11 protein-coding genes are annotated in these 15689 nt (G+C 71.8%); 6 read left to right on the top strand and 5 right to left on the bottom strand.

The window, feature by feature from the left end; all coding sequences use genetic code 11:
• Positions 1–162 precede the first annotated feature (162 nt).
• A complete protein-coding gene (locus Vau01_RS49905) occupies positions 163–4005 on the bottom strand; it encodes an nSTAND1 domain-containing NTPase (RefSeq protein ID WP_204008165.1) in 3843 nt (1280 codons plus the stop codon).
• Between the two features lie 299 nt (positions 4006–4304).
• Here Vau01_RS49905 and Vau01_RS49900 point away from each other — a divergent pair, with 299 nt between their 5' ends.
• From Vau01_RS49900 to Vau01_RS49890, 3 genes are all read left to right on the top strand, one after another.
• Positions 4305–6575 carry a hypothetical protein gene (locus Vau01_RS49900; protein WP_204008163.1) on the top strand — a complete coding sequence of 757 codons (2271 nt, stop codon included), beginning with the start codon at positions 4305–4307 and terminating at the stop codon, positions 6573–6575.
• Positions 6576–7083: 508 nt separating this feature from the next.
• Complete coding sequence (locus tag Vau01_RS49895) at positions 7084–7884, top strand: SAM-dependent methyltransferase (protein ID WP_204008161.1); 801 nt, start codon at positions 7084–7086, stop codon at positions 7882–7884.
• 46 nt (positions 7885–7930) lie between these two features.
• Complete coding sequence (locus tag Vau01_RS49890; RefSeq protein WP_204008159.1) at positions 7931–8806, top strand: Sco1979 family transcriptional regulator; 876 nt, start codon at positions 7931–7933, stop codon at positions 8804–8806.
• A 26-nt stretch (positions 8807–8832) separates the two neighbouring features.
• On the opposite strand, the gene Vau01_RS49885 is transcribed toward Vau01_RS49890, so the two are convergent.
• Genes Vau01_RS49885 through Vau01_RS49870 form a run of 4 tightly spaced genes read right to left on the bottom strand, consistent with a single transcriptional unit; the run spans position 8833 to position 12099 of the window.
• A complete protein-coding gene (locus tag Vau01_RS49885; RefSeq protein ID WP_239152571.1) occupies positions 8833–10056 on the bottom strand; it encodes an MFS transporter in 1224 nt (407 codons plus the stop codon).
• Entirely contained in the window at positions 10044–11288 is a 1245-nt protein-coding gene (locus tag Vau01_RS49880) for an FAD-dependent oxidoreductase (RefSeq protein WP_204008158.1), read from the bottom strand. The genes Vau01_RS49885 and Vau01_RS49880 overlap by 13 nt, the downstream gene beginning before the upstream one ends.
• Positions 11289–11299: 11 nt before the next feature.
• Positions 11300–11782, bottom strand: a complete 483-nt coding sequence (locus tag Vau01_RS49875) for a GNAT family N-acetyltransferase (protein ID WP_239152569.1) — start codon at positions 11780–11782, stop codon at positions 11300–11302.
• On the bottom strand, positions 11776–12099 hold the full coding sequence (locus tag Vau01_RS49870; protein WP_204008157.1) for an ArsR/SmtB family transcription factor: 324 nt from the start codon (positions 12097–12099) through the stop codon (positions 11776–11778). The genes Vau01_RS49875 and Vau01_RS49870 overlap by 7 nt, the downstream gene beginning before the upstream one ends.
• Positions 12100–12262: 163 nt before the next feature.
• On the opposite strand from Vau01_RS49870, the gene Vau01_RS49865 reads away from it, so the two are divergent.
• The 3 genes from Vau01_RS49865 to Vau01_RS49855 all read left to right on the top strand — a co-directional run bounded on the left by Vau01_RS49865 (position 12263) and on the right by Vau01_RS49855 (position 15686).
• Entirely contained in the window at positions 12263–13471 is a 1209-nt protein-coding gene (locus tag Vau01_RS49865) for an NAD(P)/FAD-dependent oxidoreductase (protein ID WP_204008156.1), read from the top strand.
• Positions 13472–13481: 10 nt separating this feature from the next.
• A complete protein-coding gene (locus Vau01_RS49860; protein ID WP_204008155.1) occupies positions 13482–14432 on the top strand; it encodes a sigma-70 family RNA polymerase sigma factor in 951 nt (316 codons plus the stop codon).
• Between the two features lie 81 nt (positions 14433–14513).
• On the top strand, positions 14514–15686 hold the full coding sequence (locus Vau01_RS49855; protein ID WP_204008154.1) for an NAD(P)/FAD-dependent oxidoreductase: 1173 nt from the start codon (positions 14514–14516) through the stop codon (positions 15684–15686).
• The last annotated feature ends 3 nt before the right edge of the window (positions 15687–15689 follow it).

Below are 15689 nucleotides of genomic sequence, written 5' to 3'. Positions count from 1 at the left end.
ACGGTCTGCCCGGCTCGGTCGTCCGTATCGCTTGGATGGTCCGTCGGGCACAGCGTGGAGCTTGAAGCGTCCCGGCGGGAATTATAGGCGCGCTGGACGTGAAGCCCGCTCGCCGGCGCATCGCGAATCTGGAACCCATCGGGTGAGCTGAGGCGCGGCCCGTTATCGCGGCGTCGCGGTGGGCGCGGGCGAGGAACAGGTACGGCGGTACGGCCGTTGCGGCAGGAACTCCTTCCACTCCGCGCTCCGCAGGTTGCGCCCGGCAAGCGCGCACAGGCGGGCGCGCCACGACGCGACGTCCAGGTCCCACAGCAGCACGCTGGTACTGGCAGCAGCTGATTTGTCGCCGACGGAGGCGACAGGACCGGCCGCGGCGAGGGTGCGACCGTCCGGGCTCCACGCGACGTGCGGGTGGGTCGTGCTGTGACCCGGGAGCACGGCCACCTCCTGGCGGGCGGGCAGATCCCACAGCCGGACGGTGCCGTCGTCGGCGGCGGTGGCCAGGGTGCGGTCGGTGCGATCCAGTGCGGTGGCCCAGATCCATCCCGTGTGCCCGCCGAGGACGGCGACGCTGCGTCGGGTTGCCACGTTCCACAGTCGCGCGGTCGCGTCTTCGCTGCCGGTCACCAGCGTGCGGCCGTCGCGGCCGAAAGCCACGGCGGAGACCGCGTCGGTGTGCCCGACCAGCACAGCCAGTTGCCGGTGACCGGCCACGTCCCACAGCCGTGCCGTGCGGTCGGCGCCGGCGGTGGCGAGGTGACGTCCGTCCGGGCTGAACGCCAGCGCGGCGATCGCACCGGTGTGGCCTGAGAGGGTCGCGATCTCGTGCCCGTCTGCGGCGTTCCACAGCCGTACGGAGCGGTCGGCGCCGGCCGTGGCGATCAGGTGGCCGTCCGGGCTGAACGCCACCGCCGAAATCGTGTCGGTGTGCCCGGTGCGAGCGGCGATCTCGCGGCGGGTGGCCACGTCCCACAGCCGCAGGGTGCGGTCGAGCGCCACGGTGGCCATGGTCCGCCCGTCGGGGCTGAACGTCACGTCGGTGATCCCGTCGGTGTGCCCGGCGAACGTGGCGATCTGACGGCGGCCGGCCACGTCCCACAGCCGCAGCGTGCCGTCGTCGGCGGCGGTGGCGATCGTGCGGCCGTCGGGGCTGAACGCGATCCCGGTGACGCCGGCGGTATGTCCGGCCAGGGTGCCGTACGGATCGGATCCGATCCGCCACAGCCGCACCGTCCGGTCGTCGCTGGAGGTCGCCACCGTCTGTCCGTCCGGGCCGAACACCGCACCGGTGACCCAGCCGGTGTGCCCGGCCAGGGTGGTCAGTGCCCGGCCGGAGCGCGCGTCCCAGAGCCGGGCCGTCTGATCGGCCGACGCGGTCAGCACCGTGCTGCCGTCGGGGCTGAACCCGGCGCCGGTCAGCAGGTCGGTGTGTCCGGTCAGGGTGAGGGTCGGGAGGGCGGTCGCGACGTCCCACAGCCGTGCGGTGCGGTCACCGCTGGAGCTGACCAGGCCGCGCCCGTCCGGGCTGAACGCCACCCCGGTCACCAGGGCGTGGTGACCGGAGAGCGTGGCCAGTGCGCGGCGGCCGGCCACGTCCCACAGCCGGACGGTGGCATCGGAGCCGCCGCTGGCCACCAGCCGGCCGTCCGGGCTGAAGGCGACGGCACGCGCCGCACCGGTGTGGCCGCGCAGGGCGGCGAGTTCGCGTCGGCTCGAGACGTCCCAGAGCCGGACGGTGCCGTCGTCGCCGGCGCTGGCGAGGAGCCGCCCGTCCGGGCTGACCGCGACGCCGCGGACCGCACCGGTGTGGCCGGACAGGGCGGCAAGTTCGCGTCGGCTCGTGACGTCCCAGAGCCGGACGGTGCGGTCATCGCCGGCGCTGGCGACGATCGACCCGTCCGGTAGGAACGCGACGCCGCGCACGGTGCCGGTGTGGCCGGCGAGGGTACCCAGGTCGCGGCCGGTCGTGACGTCCCAGAGCCGGACGGTGCGGTCGACGCTGGAACTGGCCGCGGTACGCCCGTCCGGGCTGAGCGCCACGGCGGAGACGCGTCCCTCGTGGCCGGTCAGCAGGCCCTTCGTGGCGCTGTGCCGCAGGACGTGGCGCAGCAGACTGCGCCGCGCCTCGGCCGTGTCGGCCTCGGCGAACGCTTCGAGGCTAAGCAGGATCGACTCGACCGGCCGAGCGTCGATCATGGCGTCGGACCGGGCCGCCAGCGCCCGTGACGTGGCGAGACGTTCCTGCCGCTCGGCCGACCGGCGCTGGTGGTCGACGCCGATCCCCAACGCACCGACCACGGTGAGCAGCACGACCAGGCCGGCGACGGACGCCCGGAGCCGCCGCACGGCACGGCCCTGGACGGCGAGGCTGGAGCGGATGAAGTCACGCTCGGCCGCACTGAGGTCGGCCGGGCGTTCGGCCCGCCACCGCTGCGCCTCCGCCAGCGGCACACCGCGCAGCAGACCGCCGTGGTCGCGGCCGTTGTCCACATACTGTGCGAGGGTGGACCGCAGGCGTTCCTGCCAGACCCGGAAGGCGGTGTCCGCCTCGACCCACCGGGTCAGCCGCGGCCAGGCCGAGATCAGGGCCTCGTGGGCCAGTTCGACGGTCTCGGTACCGGTGCCGTCCCGGGCGGTGACCACCAGCCGCGCCGCCGCCAACCGCTGCGCCAACGGCCACAGCGACGCGTCCAGCTCCTCGCGACGGGCCATCCGGCGGGTCGGCTGGGTTCCCTCGCCCGGCCGCACCAACTGCCCGAACAGGCGCGCCATCGCGGGCCGGGTGGCCTGCGGCTCGGCCGCGTAGACGTCCTCGGCGTAGCGGGCGAGCGCGCCGCGCACGCCGTGCAGTTCCTCGTACGCGGCGTGGGTGAGCACGTCGTCGTGCTGCCGGTCCCACAGCATCGTCAGTGTGAACTCCAGCAGCGCGAGGTGGCCCGGCTCACCGGCCACGTCGGCGAGGATCCGGTCGACCAGGCCGGGCTCGTACCGGACCGGCTCGGGCACCGGGCCCTCGATGACGCGCCGGAGCTGGTCCCGGCTCATCCGCCCGACCATGAGCGTGCCCGCCTGCAGCGGCCCGGCGAGCTCGGCGTGCTCCAGCATCCGGCCGACGAAGTCCGCCCGCACCGCGATCACCACCGTGACCGGGGACGCCTGCCCGTCGCGCGCGGCGGTCGCCGGCCCGGCGATCACCTCGACGAACTGCTGGACGCTCGCCGGCTCCCGCGTGTACAGCTCCTCGAACTGGTCGACCACCAGGACCAGGCCGTTGCCGGCCTGCCGCGCGATGACGCGATCGGCCACCGAGACGAGTCCGGCATGCACCAGGTCGTCGGCGAGGCGGTTCCGCTCGGCCGGATCCAGCATCGGCAGCAGTCCGGCCGCCAGCGCACGCAGCGGGGAGGGGCCGCCGGCCGGGCGCATGTGCGCGACGAGCCACCCGGCGCGCCGCAGCACCGGCAGCGCCCCGGCGAAGACCAGCGAGGACTTGCCGATTCCGGACGGGCCCACCACCGGAACCAGCGGCGTGCGCCGTACCTGGTCGACCAGGAGCGCGGTCAGGTCCTCGCGGCCGAAGAAGGCGTCCGCGTGCGGTTCCTGGAAGGCGGCGATGCCGCGGTACGGGCACGGCCGAGGCCCCGCGGGGCGGTGATCGTTTCCGCCGGCAGCGCCGCGGTCGTCGCCGGCGGCAGGACCGCCGTCGTGCGGAGCGGGCGGATCCTGCAGGCGCAGCTGCGTGTAGACCTCCCGGACGATGCCGTGCCGGCGGCGCCACTGCGCGACGATCACCTCGTCGTTGCCGACGCAGGCCCGTACCAGCGGCTCGACCAGCCGCTTCCACTCGGGTGGTCGGGTGATCCGGCCGTCCAGGATGGCGTAGAGCTGCGAGCGGCTGTAACCCAGCCGCCGGGCCAGCGTCGACCGGTCCACCCCGGAGCTCTGCTGCAGGCGGCGTAGCGAACGGCAGAAATCGGCGACCGGTCCGTCGCTCCCGCCATTCACGGACTGCTCCTCGCCGCCGTCCCGTCGCACCGTGCGCTCCAGTGTCGGCCGCGCCGTTGCAGCCCCGTTGCAGTGTCCGGTCGTGTCCGGCCGACACCACCCGGGCCAGGCCCCGCCAGGTGCGCGGACACGCCGCCGTTCCGGTGTCTGTCCGGTGTGCGCTTGGGCCGGTGCGGCCCGGGTTACTGGCATGCCGTACCCGGGCGCCACTCGCCGGGCATCCGATAACCCGAAGCTGGAGGCATTTGATGGCCCGAACCCGACCCCGGTGGTGGTTGTCCGCAGGGACGACCATCGCCGTGCTGGTCACCGTGACCGGTATACCCACTCCGGCGGCCGCGGCGGCCGCCCCGTTCTTCCCGCCCGCCCAGACCAGCGGCAGTGTGCAGGTCAAACTGCATCCCACCCAGGGCGTGCCGACCGGTCAGCCGAAGCTGGTGACGTTCGGCGTACCGCTGCCGCGCGGTTCGCTGGCCCCGTCGGCCCTCAACACCGTCCGCGTGCTCCGGGGGAGCACCGAGATCCCCGCCTACGTCGACCAGATGACCCCCTGGCGGCACACCACCAACGCCGCGCTCGACGGCACCTCGGTGCGCGTCGCGCGGGTGCAGATCAACCTCAGCTTCGGCGTCTCCTACCCGAACTTCGAGACGGTGACGGTCTCCTGGGGCGGGCAGCAGCGCGGCTCGAACGTGACGACGCTCGTCGACGCGCGCACCGCCTGGCACCGGGTGACCGACGGCACGACGGCCACCGGCGGCCCGACGTTCGGCTCGGCGAACAACGTGTTCGAGCCCGACGTGTACGCGGTGTTCCCCAAGACCTGGCTGGCCGCCGGCGGCCTGAAGGCACCGATGGACCCGATGGTGGACTCGATCGGGCCCAACCGGATCCCGGCGAACCAGGTCGCGGCCTCGTACCCCGGGTACCAGGAATCGGACCAGGCACAGGTCAATTTCTTCTACACGATCCTCAACGAGGACGACCCGCTCACCGGCCCGGTGGTGGAGGGCGGCAACACCAACCCGTTCCTGACCTCTGACGAGCCGTGGCTCTACGACCGCGCCGAGGTGATGTACATCGGCTACCTGCGCACCGGGTACCTGCGCTTCCTGCGGGAGGCGGTCCGCAACGCCGAGTTCTACCGCACCCAGCTGTGGACCCCGGCCGACTGCAACGGCGGACGCTGCGTGGGCAGCTTCAAACCCAAGAACCCCGACGCGTCGGCACCGTGGCACGACCAGAAGTACTCCTACAACGAGCCGCTGGCGATGACGCACTGGCTCACCGGCGACACCCGGCCGTTGTCACAGATCGAGGACGTGACCAAGGTCTACGACGACGTCAACACCCAGGTCAACCCGTCCTTCTACACCGAGCGGCACATCGGGCTGAAGCTGCTCGCCAACGTCGTCGCGTACGAGGTCACCGGCAAGGCGGTCTACAAGGACCGGATGCTGGTCATCCTCAACGACTTCCGGCAGGCCCAGCTGCACCCGCTCGACGGCGGGCCGGTCGACGGCGGCATCTGGCACAGCCTGGTGGCGCACGAGGGCGTTCCGCCGAACGAGGAGCAGACCATCACGTCACCGTGGATGACCGCGCTCCTCGCCGACGCCGCGTCCCGGCTCTACCTGGTCAGTGAGCACCCCGAGGTGCGTAACCTGCTGATCGGGCTGGCCAGCCACGAGTGCGGTGTGGGCAGCTACTGGTCGACGATCCGCAACGGCGACAACCCGCTGGCCGAGCACAACGGCGGCGCGCCGGTGTACCTGCCGCACTACCTCGCCACCCGCGACGGGCTGGGCGTCACCGACGAGTTCGACCCGTGGGCCAACATGGAGCACACGCCCGACGTCGCCGGTGTGGTGGCCTGGGGCGCGTACTTCGCGGGCGTCAACGGCGACACGGCGAAGCAGAACTCCCTGAAGCAGTGCGGCAACGACCTGTACACCTCGTGGTCGCACGTGATCACCTCGTGGACCCGGCCGAACGCGCCGGCCAGCAACCTGGACTCCTACCGGGTGAACCCGCCGCGCAAGTACACGTGGTGGTTCAAGAACTCCGGCAGCTTCTCGTGGGCGATGGGCTCGGGCAGCGGCGATCCGGCACCCACCTGCGGAACGTCCACCACGAGCGCGGTCTACAACCGCACGTTCGCGTCCTCTACCCGCTTCGACGTGGTGGTCGACGCCACCCCGGAGGCGGTGGCGGACACCGGTGTGGGCATCGGCGCCAACCCGCCGGTGAACGAGGCCAACTCGTTCTCGACCGCGACCACGGTGCGGTTCAACACCGCGAACAACCGGATCGAGGCCCGTAGCGCGGGCACCTACCCGGCCACCACGATCCCGTGGACGGCGGGACAGAAGTACCGGATCCGGTTCTCGGTGGACGTGCCGGCGCACACCTACAGCGCCTTCGTCACCCCGCCGGGCGGGTCGGAGCTGACGATCGGCACCGGCCTGGCGTTCCGCTCCAACTACGCGTCCGTGACGGCGTTGAACAACCTGCGCGGTTCGGTGGACGGCGGATCGATCCAGGTCTGCCCGGTGACACTCCCCGCCTGAGCACGTCGGCGGATGGTGGGCGGCGTCGGTCGCCCACCATCCGCGCGTTCACGCGGCCGGGCCGCAGAGTTCCGCGATCCCGACGGCGGCCAGGCGCCTTGGTGATGGTCATTGTCGAGGACGCACACCGGCTGGGACTGACCAGCGATTGCGTTCGGGTGGCTCAGCTCCGAGCCACCCGAACGCACCGGCGAGCAGGTGGTTGAGCGGCACCCAGGCGGTGGACCTTCGGCCGGTGCCTGGCGAGGACGTCCACCACCGGGGCGAGCCGGCCGTGGTGCACCCGGCTCGTCGTGACGAGGAGTTCGAGTAGGGTCCGTTCGGGGTGTGCGTGCAACCAGTCGTCGAGCGCCGCCGCGCAATGATCATCGTCGCGCCCGGCTGCCGACCGGCCTGCGTAGCTGCCGTTCGACGGTCGGTCCGGTCGTGGCTGCGTGCAGGATTGAGGCGGACGCTAGGCTACATCGATCGGTTCTGAGGGCCAGCTGCCGCGGAAGGAATGCCACCCATGGTCGATACGTCGTCGCCGGAGCCCGATTTCGACATTTCGGTGCCGCATTCGGCACGAATCTGGAACTACTGGATGGGCGGCAAGGACAATTTTGCCGCGGACCGCGAAGCGGGAGACGCCTTTGTCGCGACGTACCCGGACATCGTCACCATTGCCAAGGAATCCCGGCGGTTCCTGATCCGTGCCGTAAGTTACCTGGCCACCGACGCGGGCGTTAGCCAGTTCCTCGATATCGGCACAGGGCTGCCGACCATGGAAAACACCCATGAGGTTGCCCAGCGGGCGGCCCCGCACTCCCGCATTGTGTACGTGGACAACGATCCGATGGTGCTGGTGCACGCCCGCGCGTTGCTCACCAACACGACAGCCGAGGGCGTCACCGCCTACGTCGACGGTGACTTCCACAATCCGGAACAGATTATCGCGGACGCCAAGAACGTCCTGAATTTCACCAAGCCGATCGCGGTGATGTTCATGGGGGTCCTTGGCCACGTCCGCACCTTCGATGAGGTGCGATCGATTGTGGCCCGGGTGATGGCCGCGGTCCCCTCCGGCAGCTACCTGGTGCTGTGGGACGGTACCGAGGACAAGGCCGGCGACGAGGCCCTCGAGGATTACGAGGAGACCGGCGCGGTCGCGTACATCAACCGCACCCCCGACCAGATCGGCCGCTGCTTCGAGGGTTTGGAGCCGGTCGAACCGGGTCTGGTCTCGATTCCGCTGTGGCGGCCGAACCCCGCCGACGTTGGCTCCGCGCGGGCGGTCGGCGCCTACGGGGCGGTGGCACGCAAGCCATAGGCAGGTCGACACCCTTGGCATCGACTGGCCGCGTCGGAGGCGCACGATGAGCACGGCTCAACACAACGGTGGTGGCCCCATCGTGCGCCGGATGCAGTTGGGGGCCCGCCTGCGCCACCTGCGGGAGGCCAAAGGACTCACCAGGGAACAGGCCGGCTGGGCCATCCGCGGATCCGAGTCGAAGATCAGCCGGATGGAACTCGGGCGGGTGGGCTTCAAGGAACGCGACGTCACCGACCTGCTGCTGCTCTACGGCGTCGACGACGAGCGGGAACACGAGCGGCTGCTCGCCGTGACCCGGGAGGCGAACGCGCCCGGTTGGTGGCAGCCGTACAACGACCTGCTCCCCGCCTGGTTCCAGAACTACCTGGGCCTGGAGGAGGCGGCGACCTACATCCGGACCTACGAGGTCCAGTTCATCCCGGGGCTGCTGCAGACCGCGGCGTACGCCCGGGCGGTCATCATGCTCGGGCACGGCCAGGCCGACGTGAGCGAACTGGACCGCCGGGTGGAGCTGCGGATGACCCGCACGCGGCTGCTCGCCCGGCCGGGCGCGCCGCGGCTGTGGGCCGTGCTGGACGAGGCGGTGCTGCGGCGGCCCATCGGCGGTAAGGCGGTACTGCGCGCGCAGCTGGTATCGCTGCTGGAGCAGTGCGACAACCCGAACATCCAGCTCCAGGTGGTCCCATTCCTCAGCGGCGGGCACGCCGCCGCCGGCGGCGCGTTCACCCTCCTACGGTTCCCGCTGCAGGACCTGCCCGACACCGTCTACCTCGAACAGCTCACCAGCGCGATCTACCTGGACAAGCGTGAGGACGTCGACCGGTACGCGGCCGCGGCGACCAAGCTGTTCATCGAGGCCGACCCACCGGACCGTACCCCGGCCATCCTCCGCGACGTCATACGCGATCTGGACCGCTAACTGGCCCGCCAGTCCGCACACCGTCGTCATGACCCGTCCTCTGTGACGGGCGACGGTGTGCCGGCGTGCGCGGCGATTCCCACGGCGGCGATTCCCACGGCGGCGACGAGGCAGGTGCCGCCGATCGCGGCGAGGACGGCGGGATAGCTGGTGGCGCCGAGGAGGCCGGCGGCGGCCATCGGCGCGACGGCTCTGGCGACGGTGACGGGCGTCGCGAGGATGCCGTTGATGGTGCCGTAGGCGAGGGTGCCGTAGCGATCGGCGAGGAGTTGGGGTCGGGTGAGGCTGGCGACCCCGAATCCGATCCCGAAGGCGGTGACGCCGGCGGCCGCGCCGATCGGGCCGGCCGCGATCAGCGGCAGGGCGAAGGCGGCGAGCGCCTGCACGCCGAAGACGACGGTGACGACGGTGGTGAGCCGCCAGCGGCGGTGGGCGGCGGTGAGCAGGAGCCGGCCGGTGACCGACAGGACGCCGAGGAGTCCGGCGACGGTGGCGGCGAACGTTGCCGGGTGTCCACTGTGGACGAGAAAGCCGACGAGGTGGACGGTCATGGCGGCCATGGCGGCGCTGTGGGCCACGAACGCGGTGGCGAGGAACCAGAACCGCGCGTCCCGCACCGCCGCCCGCACGATCCCGGCGTGGGTTCCGTCGGTGTGTCGCGCCGGCGGGGCCGGTGGCGGACGGACCGCGAACGCGTGCAACGGCACCGTCAGCGCGCCATGGATGCCGGCCAGAACGAGCAGCGCCGTGCGCCAGCCGTACCGGTCGACGAGCACGGCGGTCAGCGGCAGGAAGATGGTGCTGGCGAATCCGGCGACGACGATGACGGCGAGGACGGCGCGGCTGCGGCGGGCCGGGTCGAACCAGGAGACGACGACGGTCAGGGCCGGTTCGTAGAGGACCATCGCGGTGGTCAGCCCGATCCCGATGAGCACCGCGTAGAGCTGGGCGACGGTGCGTACCTGCGACCAGGCCACCACGAGGGCGGTGGCGAGCAGCGACCCGACCGTCATCAACGCCCGGCCGCCGTGCCGGTCCAGCCACCGGCCGACCGGCACCGACAGGGCGGCGCCCGCGAGGACCGACGCGGTCAGGGCGCCGGTGACCGTCGCAGCCGAGGCGTCCAGCGCCGTCGCCATGGGCTGTAGCAGCACGGCGAAGGCGTAGTAGAGGACGCCGTAGCCGACGGTCTGGGTGACCGCGAACGCCGCGACGATGCCCCACCCGCGGCGGACCCTCAGCCGCAGCAACCGCCGCTGCCGTCGACGACCGGGTTGCTGTTGCAGACGCCGGTCTCGGGCAGGTCCAACCGCACGTCGCGGGCGGCGTCCCAGTCACCGGCGAGGGCCGCCACGACGGAACGGGCCTGTTCGTATCCGGTCGCGAGCAGGAACGTCGGCGCCCGGCCGTAGCTCTTGACCCCGATGGCGTAGTAGCCCGGTTCCGGGTGGGTCAGCTCGTCGACGCCGTGCGGCGGCACGGTGCCGCAGGAATGCTCGTTCGGGTCGATCAGCGGCGCCAGCGCCCGGGTCGAGCCGAGGACGGGGTCGAGGTCCAGGCGCAGTTCGGAGGCGATGGTGTGGTCGGGCCGGTACCCGGTGGCGGCGACGATCCGGTCCGCGACGATCGTGCGGGTGCCGTCGGACAGTTCGACGCCGTCGCCGGTGACGGTGATCCGCTGGACGGAAAAGCCGGTGACGAGCGTGACGGTCCCGTTCTCGACGTGTTCGCGCAGCCGGGCGCCGAGGGCGCCCCGGGCCGGCAGGGCGTCGGCGGACTCGCCGCCGTAGGTGCGGGCCGGGCTGCCGGACCGGATCGCCCACGTCACGGATGTTCCGGGCAGCTCGGCCAGCGACAGCAACGTGTTCGCCGCCGAGTGCCCGGCGCCCACGACCACGGTCCGCGTGCCGGCGAAGCGGTCCCGGTCGCGACCGAGCACGTCGGGCAGCGCACCGTCCACAGTGGACGCCGCGGCGGCCTCGCCGTGGGCGGGAATGCCCGCGGCGCCGAGGACGTTCCGGGTCCACCAGGTGCCGGACGCGTCGACGACCGCCCGGGCGTGGATGTCCTCGCCGGTGGACAGGCGCACCAGGAACGGGGTGGTGTCGCGGCCGGCGGTACGCAACCGGTCCAGGCCGACCCGGGTCACCGCGACCACGCGCGCGTCGTAGCGGAGGTTCGGCTTCACCGCCGGCAGGTCGGCCAGCGGCCGCAGGTAGTCGTCGGCGAGGTCGTCGCCGGTGGGTAGCACGTCCGGGTCCGGTTCCACCCAGCCGGAGTCGGCGAGGAGGCGGCGGGCGGCCGTGTCGGTGTCGAACCGCCACGGCGAGAACAGCCGCACGTGTCCCCACTGCCGCACGGTCGCCGCCGGGCCGTCTCCGGATTCGAGGACCAGGTAAGGGATTCCGCGTTCGGTGAGGTGTGCGGCGGCGGCCAGCCCGACCGGGCCGGCGCCGATGACGACGACCGGGAGGTCGTTCATGAACAGCTCCTTCAGATGGTTGTGCTGCGCCGCTCGATGAGGACGACGTCGCGCCAGCGGCCGTGGTGGCGGCCGACGCGTTCGCGGGTGCCGACGACGCGGAACCCGGCCTTCTCGTGCAGCGCGAGACTGGTGACGTTCTCGGGGAAGACGCCGGACTGGATCGTCCAGATCCCGGCGGCCTCGGTGGAGGCGATCAACGCGTCCAGCAGACGGCGGGCGAGGCCGCGGCCCCGCGCCGCCGGATCGACGTAGACGGAGTGCTCGACGACGCCGGCATACACCGGCCGGGCCGAGACGGGCGACACCGCGATCCAGCCGACCACCGCGTCGTCGTCGACGGCCACGTGGCGGTGGTGGGCGAGCCGGGCCGCGTCGAACGCCGGCCAGGCCGGTGCGGTCGTCTCGAAGCTCGCGTGGCCGGAGTCCAGGCCGTCCTGGTAGATCCGCAGCACCGCCGGCGCGTCGGTGGCGGCCATCGGCCGGATCAGCATCCCGCGCTCCAGGTCGACGGCTTGCCCATCACCACGTCGGCGGCCGACGGGAAGTAGCTGACGCACCGCTGGTTGATCCGGTAGTGCCGGGCCGTGCCGACCTGGTCGGCGAGGACGAACCGCACGTCGGCCAGGATCTTCAGGTGCTGCGAGACCGTGGACTGGGCCAGCCCGACGGCGGCCACGATCTCACCGACCGGCAACGGCCGGGCCTGCCGCGCCAGGTACGCCACGATCTGCACGCGGGTCGGGTCCGCGAGCGCGCGGAAACAGGCCGCGTACTCCTCGGCCGTCGCGCGGTCCAACAGGTCGCCCATCGAAGCCCTTCATCGTTCATCGCCGATTAACGATGAAAGCGTACCGCCGGATCGGGCGGCGAGCGTTGACGCCTGTGACCCAGGCCACACGTAGGTCCTGTCAGCAATCGGGTTGCTGCCCCGCTCAAGCCACCGAGAGCAAGCGACTCGACAGGAGCAACACATGAAGCACCGCATCGTCGTTCTCGGCGCCGGTTATGCCGGGGCATACGCGGCCGGAAACTTGGCCCGTCAGCTGTCGCCGGCGGACACGGAGATCACCGTGGTCAATGCTGAGCCGCAGTTCGTCGAGCGGATGCGGCTGCACCAGCTCGCGGCCGGTCGGGAGATCAAGGCACTGAAGCTCGCCGATGCTTTCGCGGGCACCGGGATACGGCTGCGCGTGGCCCGGGTCACCGCCGTCGACCCCGAGCGCCGGGTCGTCGCCGTGGCCGACGCCGGCGGTGGCGGCGAGCTCGGCTACGACACGCTTGTGTACGCGCTTGGCAGCCGTGTCGCCGACCGCGGCGTCCCCGGCGTGGCCGAGCACGCCTTCGATGTCGCCGGCCGGCCCTCGGCGTTGCGCCTGCGTGAGCGCCTGGACAGCCTGGGCGGGCGGGGTGCCGGCGGGCGTGTGGTGGTCGTCGGCGACGGGCTGACCGGCATCGAGTGCGCCGCCGAGATCGCCGAATCCCGGCCCGGCCTGTCGGTGGCGCTGATCGCCCGCGGCGAGTTGGGTGCCCGGCTCTCCGCCGGGGCCCGCAGCCACCTGCGTCAGGCCTGCGACCGGCTGGGCATTACCGTGCTGGAGCACGCCAGCGTCGAAGCTGTCGATGCGACGCGGGTGCTGTGCGCCGACGGCACCGCTCTGGCGTCTGACGTCACCGTGTGGACGGCCGGGTTCGCGGTCAGCCCGATCGCCGCCGCCGGTGGGCTGGAGGTCACCGAGAACGGTCAGATCGTCGTCGATCGCACCATGCGGTCGGTCTCGCACCCGAATGTCTACGCCATCGGCGACAGCGTCTACGCCATCGGCGACAACGGCCGGCCGCTGCCGATGTCCTGCGGTTCGGCCGGCTTCACCGGCCGGCAGGCCATGGAGGCGATCGTGGGACGTCTGACCGGCCGCGAGGTTGCGAACACCAAGCTGGTCTACACGTACAACTACATCACCCTCGGGCGGCGGGACGGGATGCTGCAGACGGTCGACGACGAGGGGCGAGCGAAGCCGAAGTATCAGGGCGGGCGGACGGCTGCGCTGGTCAAGGAGGGCATCAACAGGATCGCGTTGTGGACCATCTCGCACCCGACCTTCGGCCTGCCCAAGCGCAGGCACCGCCTGGCTGCCGTGGCGGATACATCGCGCCGAGCTGGCGGCCGCGTCGGCGCCTAGGGCGGTCAGCGTGGACAGCGCCGCCACCGATCGCTTCGACACCAGCCGGTTCGAGGCCAGCCGGAACCGGCTGGCCTCGCTGGCGTACCGGCTGCTGGGTTCCGCCGCCGACGCCGAAGACGCGGTGCAGGATGCGTTCGTGCACTGGCAGGCCGCCGACCGGCAGCGGATCATGGTGCCCGGCGCATGGCTGACGAAGGTCGTCACCAACCTGTGCCTCGACCGGCTCCGCTCGGCACAGTCCCGCCGCGAACGCACCGTCGCCTGGCTGCCGGAACCGCTGCTCGACGCCGACCCGATGCTCGGCCCGGCCGACACGTTCGAGCAGCGCGAATCGGTCTCCCTGGCCGTGCTGATGCTCATGGAGCGCCTGTCACCGGTCGAGCGGGCCGTCTACGTTCTGCGCGAGGCGTTCTCCTACAGCCACACCGAGATTGCCGACATCCTCGACATCACTGAATCGGCCAGCCAGCAGCACCTCCACCGGGCCCGGCGCCGCGTCACCGCCGCGCGCCGCGTCGGCGGCGAAGTCGACCCGGCATCCGCCCGCAGGATCGTCGAGGAGTTCCTCGCCGCCGCCTCTTCGGGCCGCACCGAACGGCTGGTGGCGCTGCTGACCGACGATGCGATCGCGATCTCCGACGGCGTCGGCCTCACCGAGACACTGCTGCAGTACGACACCGCGCAGCGCATCGCCGCCGTTGCACGGGCCGGCTTCACACCCACGCCCGCAAAGCGGCGACTTGCCGGCGGCACGCCCGCCGTCCACTACGCGCTGGTCAACCGCGCCCCCGCCATCCTTTTCGTGGTCGGCGACCAGATCGTCGGCGCCGTGACGTTCGACATCGCCCACGGCAGGATCGCAACCGTGCGCGGCATCGCCGCCCCCACCCGCCTCACCCGCCTCACCGAGGCCTGGCGGCAGCACGAACCGGACGCGCCGCTCGTCGCCCGGTGGTGACCCGACGCCGAGTCCGCCGCTGTTATACCGGCCGCTCGGACGGTGTCCTGTGGTCGAACACCGAGGTATGAGGGAGAAACCATGACGGAGAACACCAGGGTGGTCGTGGTCGGCGGCGGGTACGCCGGTGTCATGGCGGCCAACCGCCTCACCCAGCGCGACGACGTGGCCGTGACCCTGATCAACCCACGGCCGAACTTCGTGCACCGCATCCGCCTGCACCAGCTCGTCGGCGGAACCGGCGATGCGGTTGTCGGCTACCGCGACATCCTGGCCGACCGCGTCGCGCTCGTGGTCGACACCGCCAGCAGGATCGACGCGGCCGGCCGCACCGTTGCGTTGGTGAACGGCGCCACGGTGGGCTACGACTACCTGATCTACGCGGTGGGCAGCGGCAGCGCCGACCCGAGTGTTCCCGGGGCCGCCGAGTACGCCCACAACATGGCCAGCCTGGAAGAGGCGCAGCGGCTGCGGTCGGTGCTCGACACCACACCACCGATGGCCACGGTGACAGTGGTCGGAGCCGGCGCGACGGGCATCGAGGTGGCCGCTGAGCTGGCTGCCGAGGGCCGCACCGTGACGCTCGTGTGCGGCAACGTGCTCCATCCGTACCTGCACCCCCGGATCCGCCGCAAGTTCGCCAAGCGGCTGGCCAGGCTCGGGGTGAGCATCATCGACGGTCCAGGTGCGAGGGTCACCGCGGTGCGCCGCGACGCCGTCCTGCTGGCGGACGGTCGCGCGTTGCCCAGCACGGTGACCATCTGGACGGCCGGGTTCAGCGTCCCCGATCTGGCCGCCCGCAGCGGGTTCACGACCGACGCGGCCGGACGCCTGCTGACAGACGAGACGCTCACCAGCGTCGACGACGACCACATCGTCGCAGCTGGGGATTCGGCCGCGCCGTCGAACCTGCCGCTGCGAATGAGCTGTCAGGCCGCCAATCCACTCGGCGCCCATGCGGCCGACACCGTGCTCAGCCGGATCGCGGGCAGGCAACCGGCCACCATCGCCATCGGCTTCTTCGGGCAGTGCGTCAGCCTGGGCCACGGCGCCGCCACCGTCCAACTCGCCTCGAGGAACGATATCGCCAAGGGTTTCGCTGTCGGCGGCTTCCTCGGCGCGAAGATCAAGAGAAGCAGTTTCCCGGGCCTGATCGAGCACCTGTCGCACGAGGCGCACCAGCCCGGTTCCTTCACCTGGAAGTTCCGCGACGACACCCGCCATCAGCGGCTCCAGGCGCCCGCCGCCCGCTGACCT

The sequence above is a fragment of the Virgisporangium aurantiacum genome, assembly GCF_016863635.1.
Classification (GTDB): domain Bacteria; phylum Actinomycetota; class Actinomycetes; order Mycobacteriales; family Micromonosporaceae; genus Virgisporangium; species Virgisporangium aurantiacum.
This window is presented reverse-complemented; position numbering and strand designations above follow the sequence as displayed.

Excerpts from the sequence above, each read along its gene's own strand:
- Vau01_RS49895 (WP_204008161.1), top strand. The coding sequence starts at position 7,084 with ATGGTCGATACGTCGTCGCCGGAGCCCGATTTCGACATTTCGGTGCCG.
- Vau01_RS49890 (WP_204008159.1), top strand. The coding sequence starts at position 7,931 with ATGAGCACGGCTCAACACAACGGTGGTGGCCCCATCGTGCGCCGGATG.
- Vau01_RS49880 (WP_204008158.1), bottom strand. The coding sequence starts at position 11,288 with ATGAACGACCTCCCGGTCGTCGTCATCGGCGCCGGCCCGGTCGGGCTG.
- Vau01_RS49875 (WP_239152569.1), bottom strand. The coding sequence starts at position 11,782 with ATGCTGATCCGGCCGATGGCCGCCACCGACGCGCCGGCGGTGCTGCGG.
- Vau01_RS49870 (WP_204008157.1), bottom strand. The coding sequence starts at position 12,099 with ATGGGCGACCTGTTGGACCGCGCGACGGCCGAGGAGTACGCGGCCTGT.
- Vau01_RS49865 (WP_204008156.1), top strand. The coding sequence starts at position 12,263 with ATGAAGCACCGCATCGTCGTTCTCGGCGCCGGTTATGCCGGGGCATAC.
- Vau01_RS49855 (WP_204008154.1), top strand. The coding sequence starts at position 14,514 with ATGACGGAGAACACCAGGGTGGTCGTGGTCGGCGGCGGGTACGCCGGT.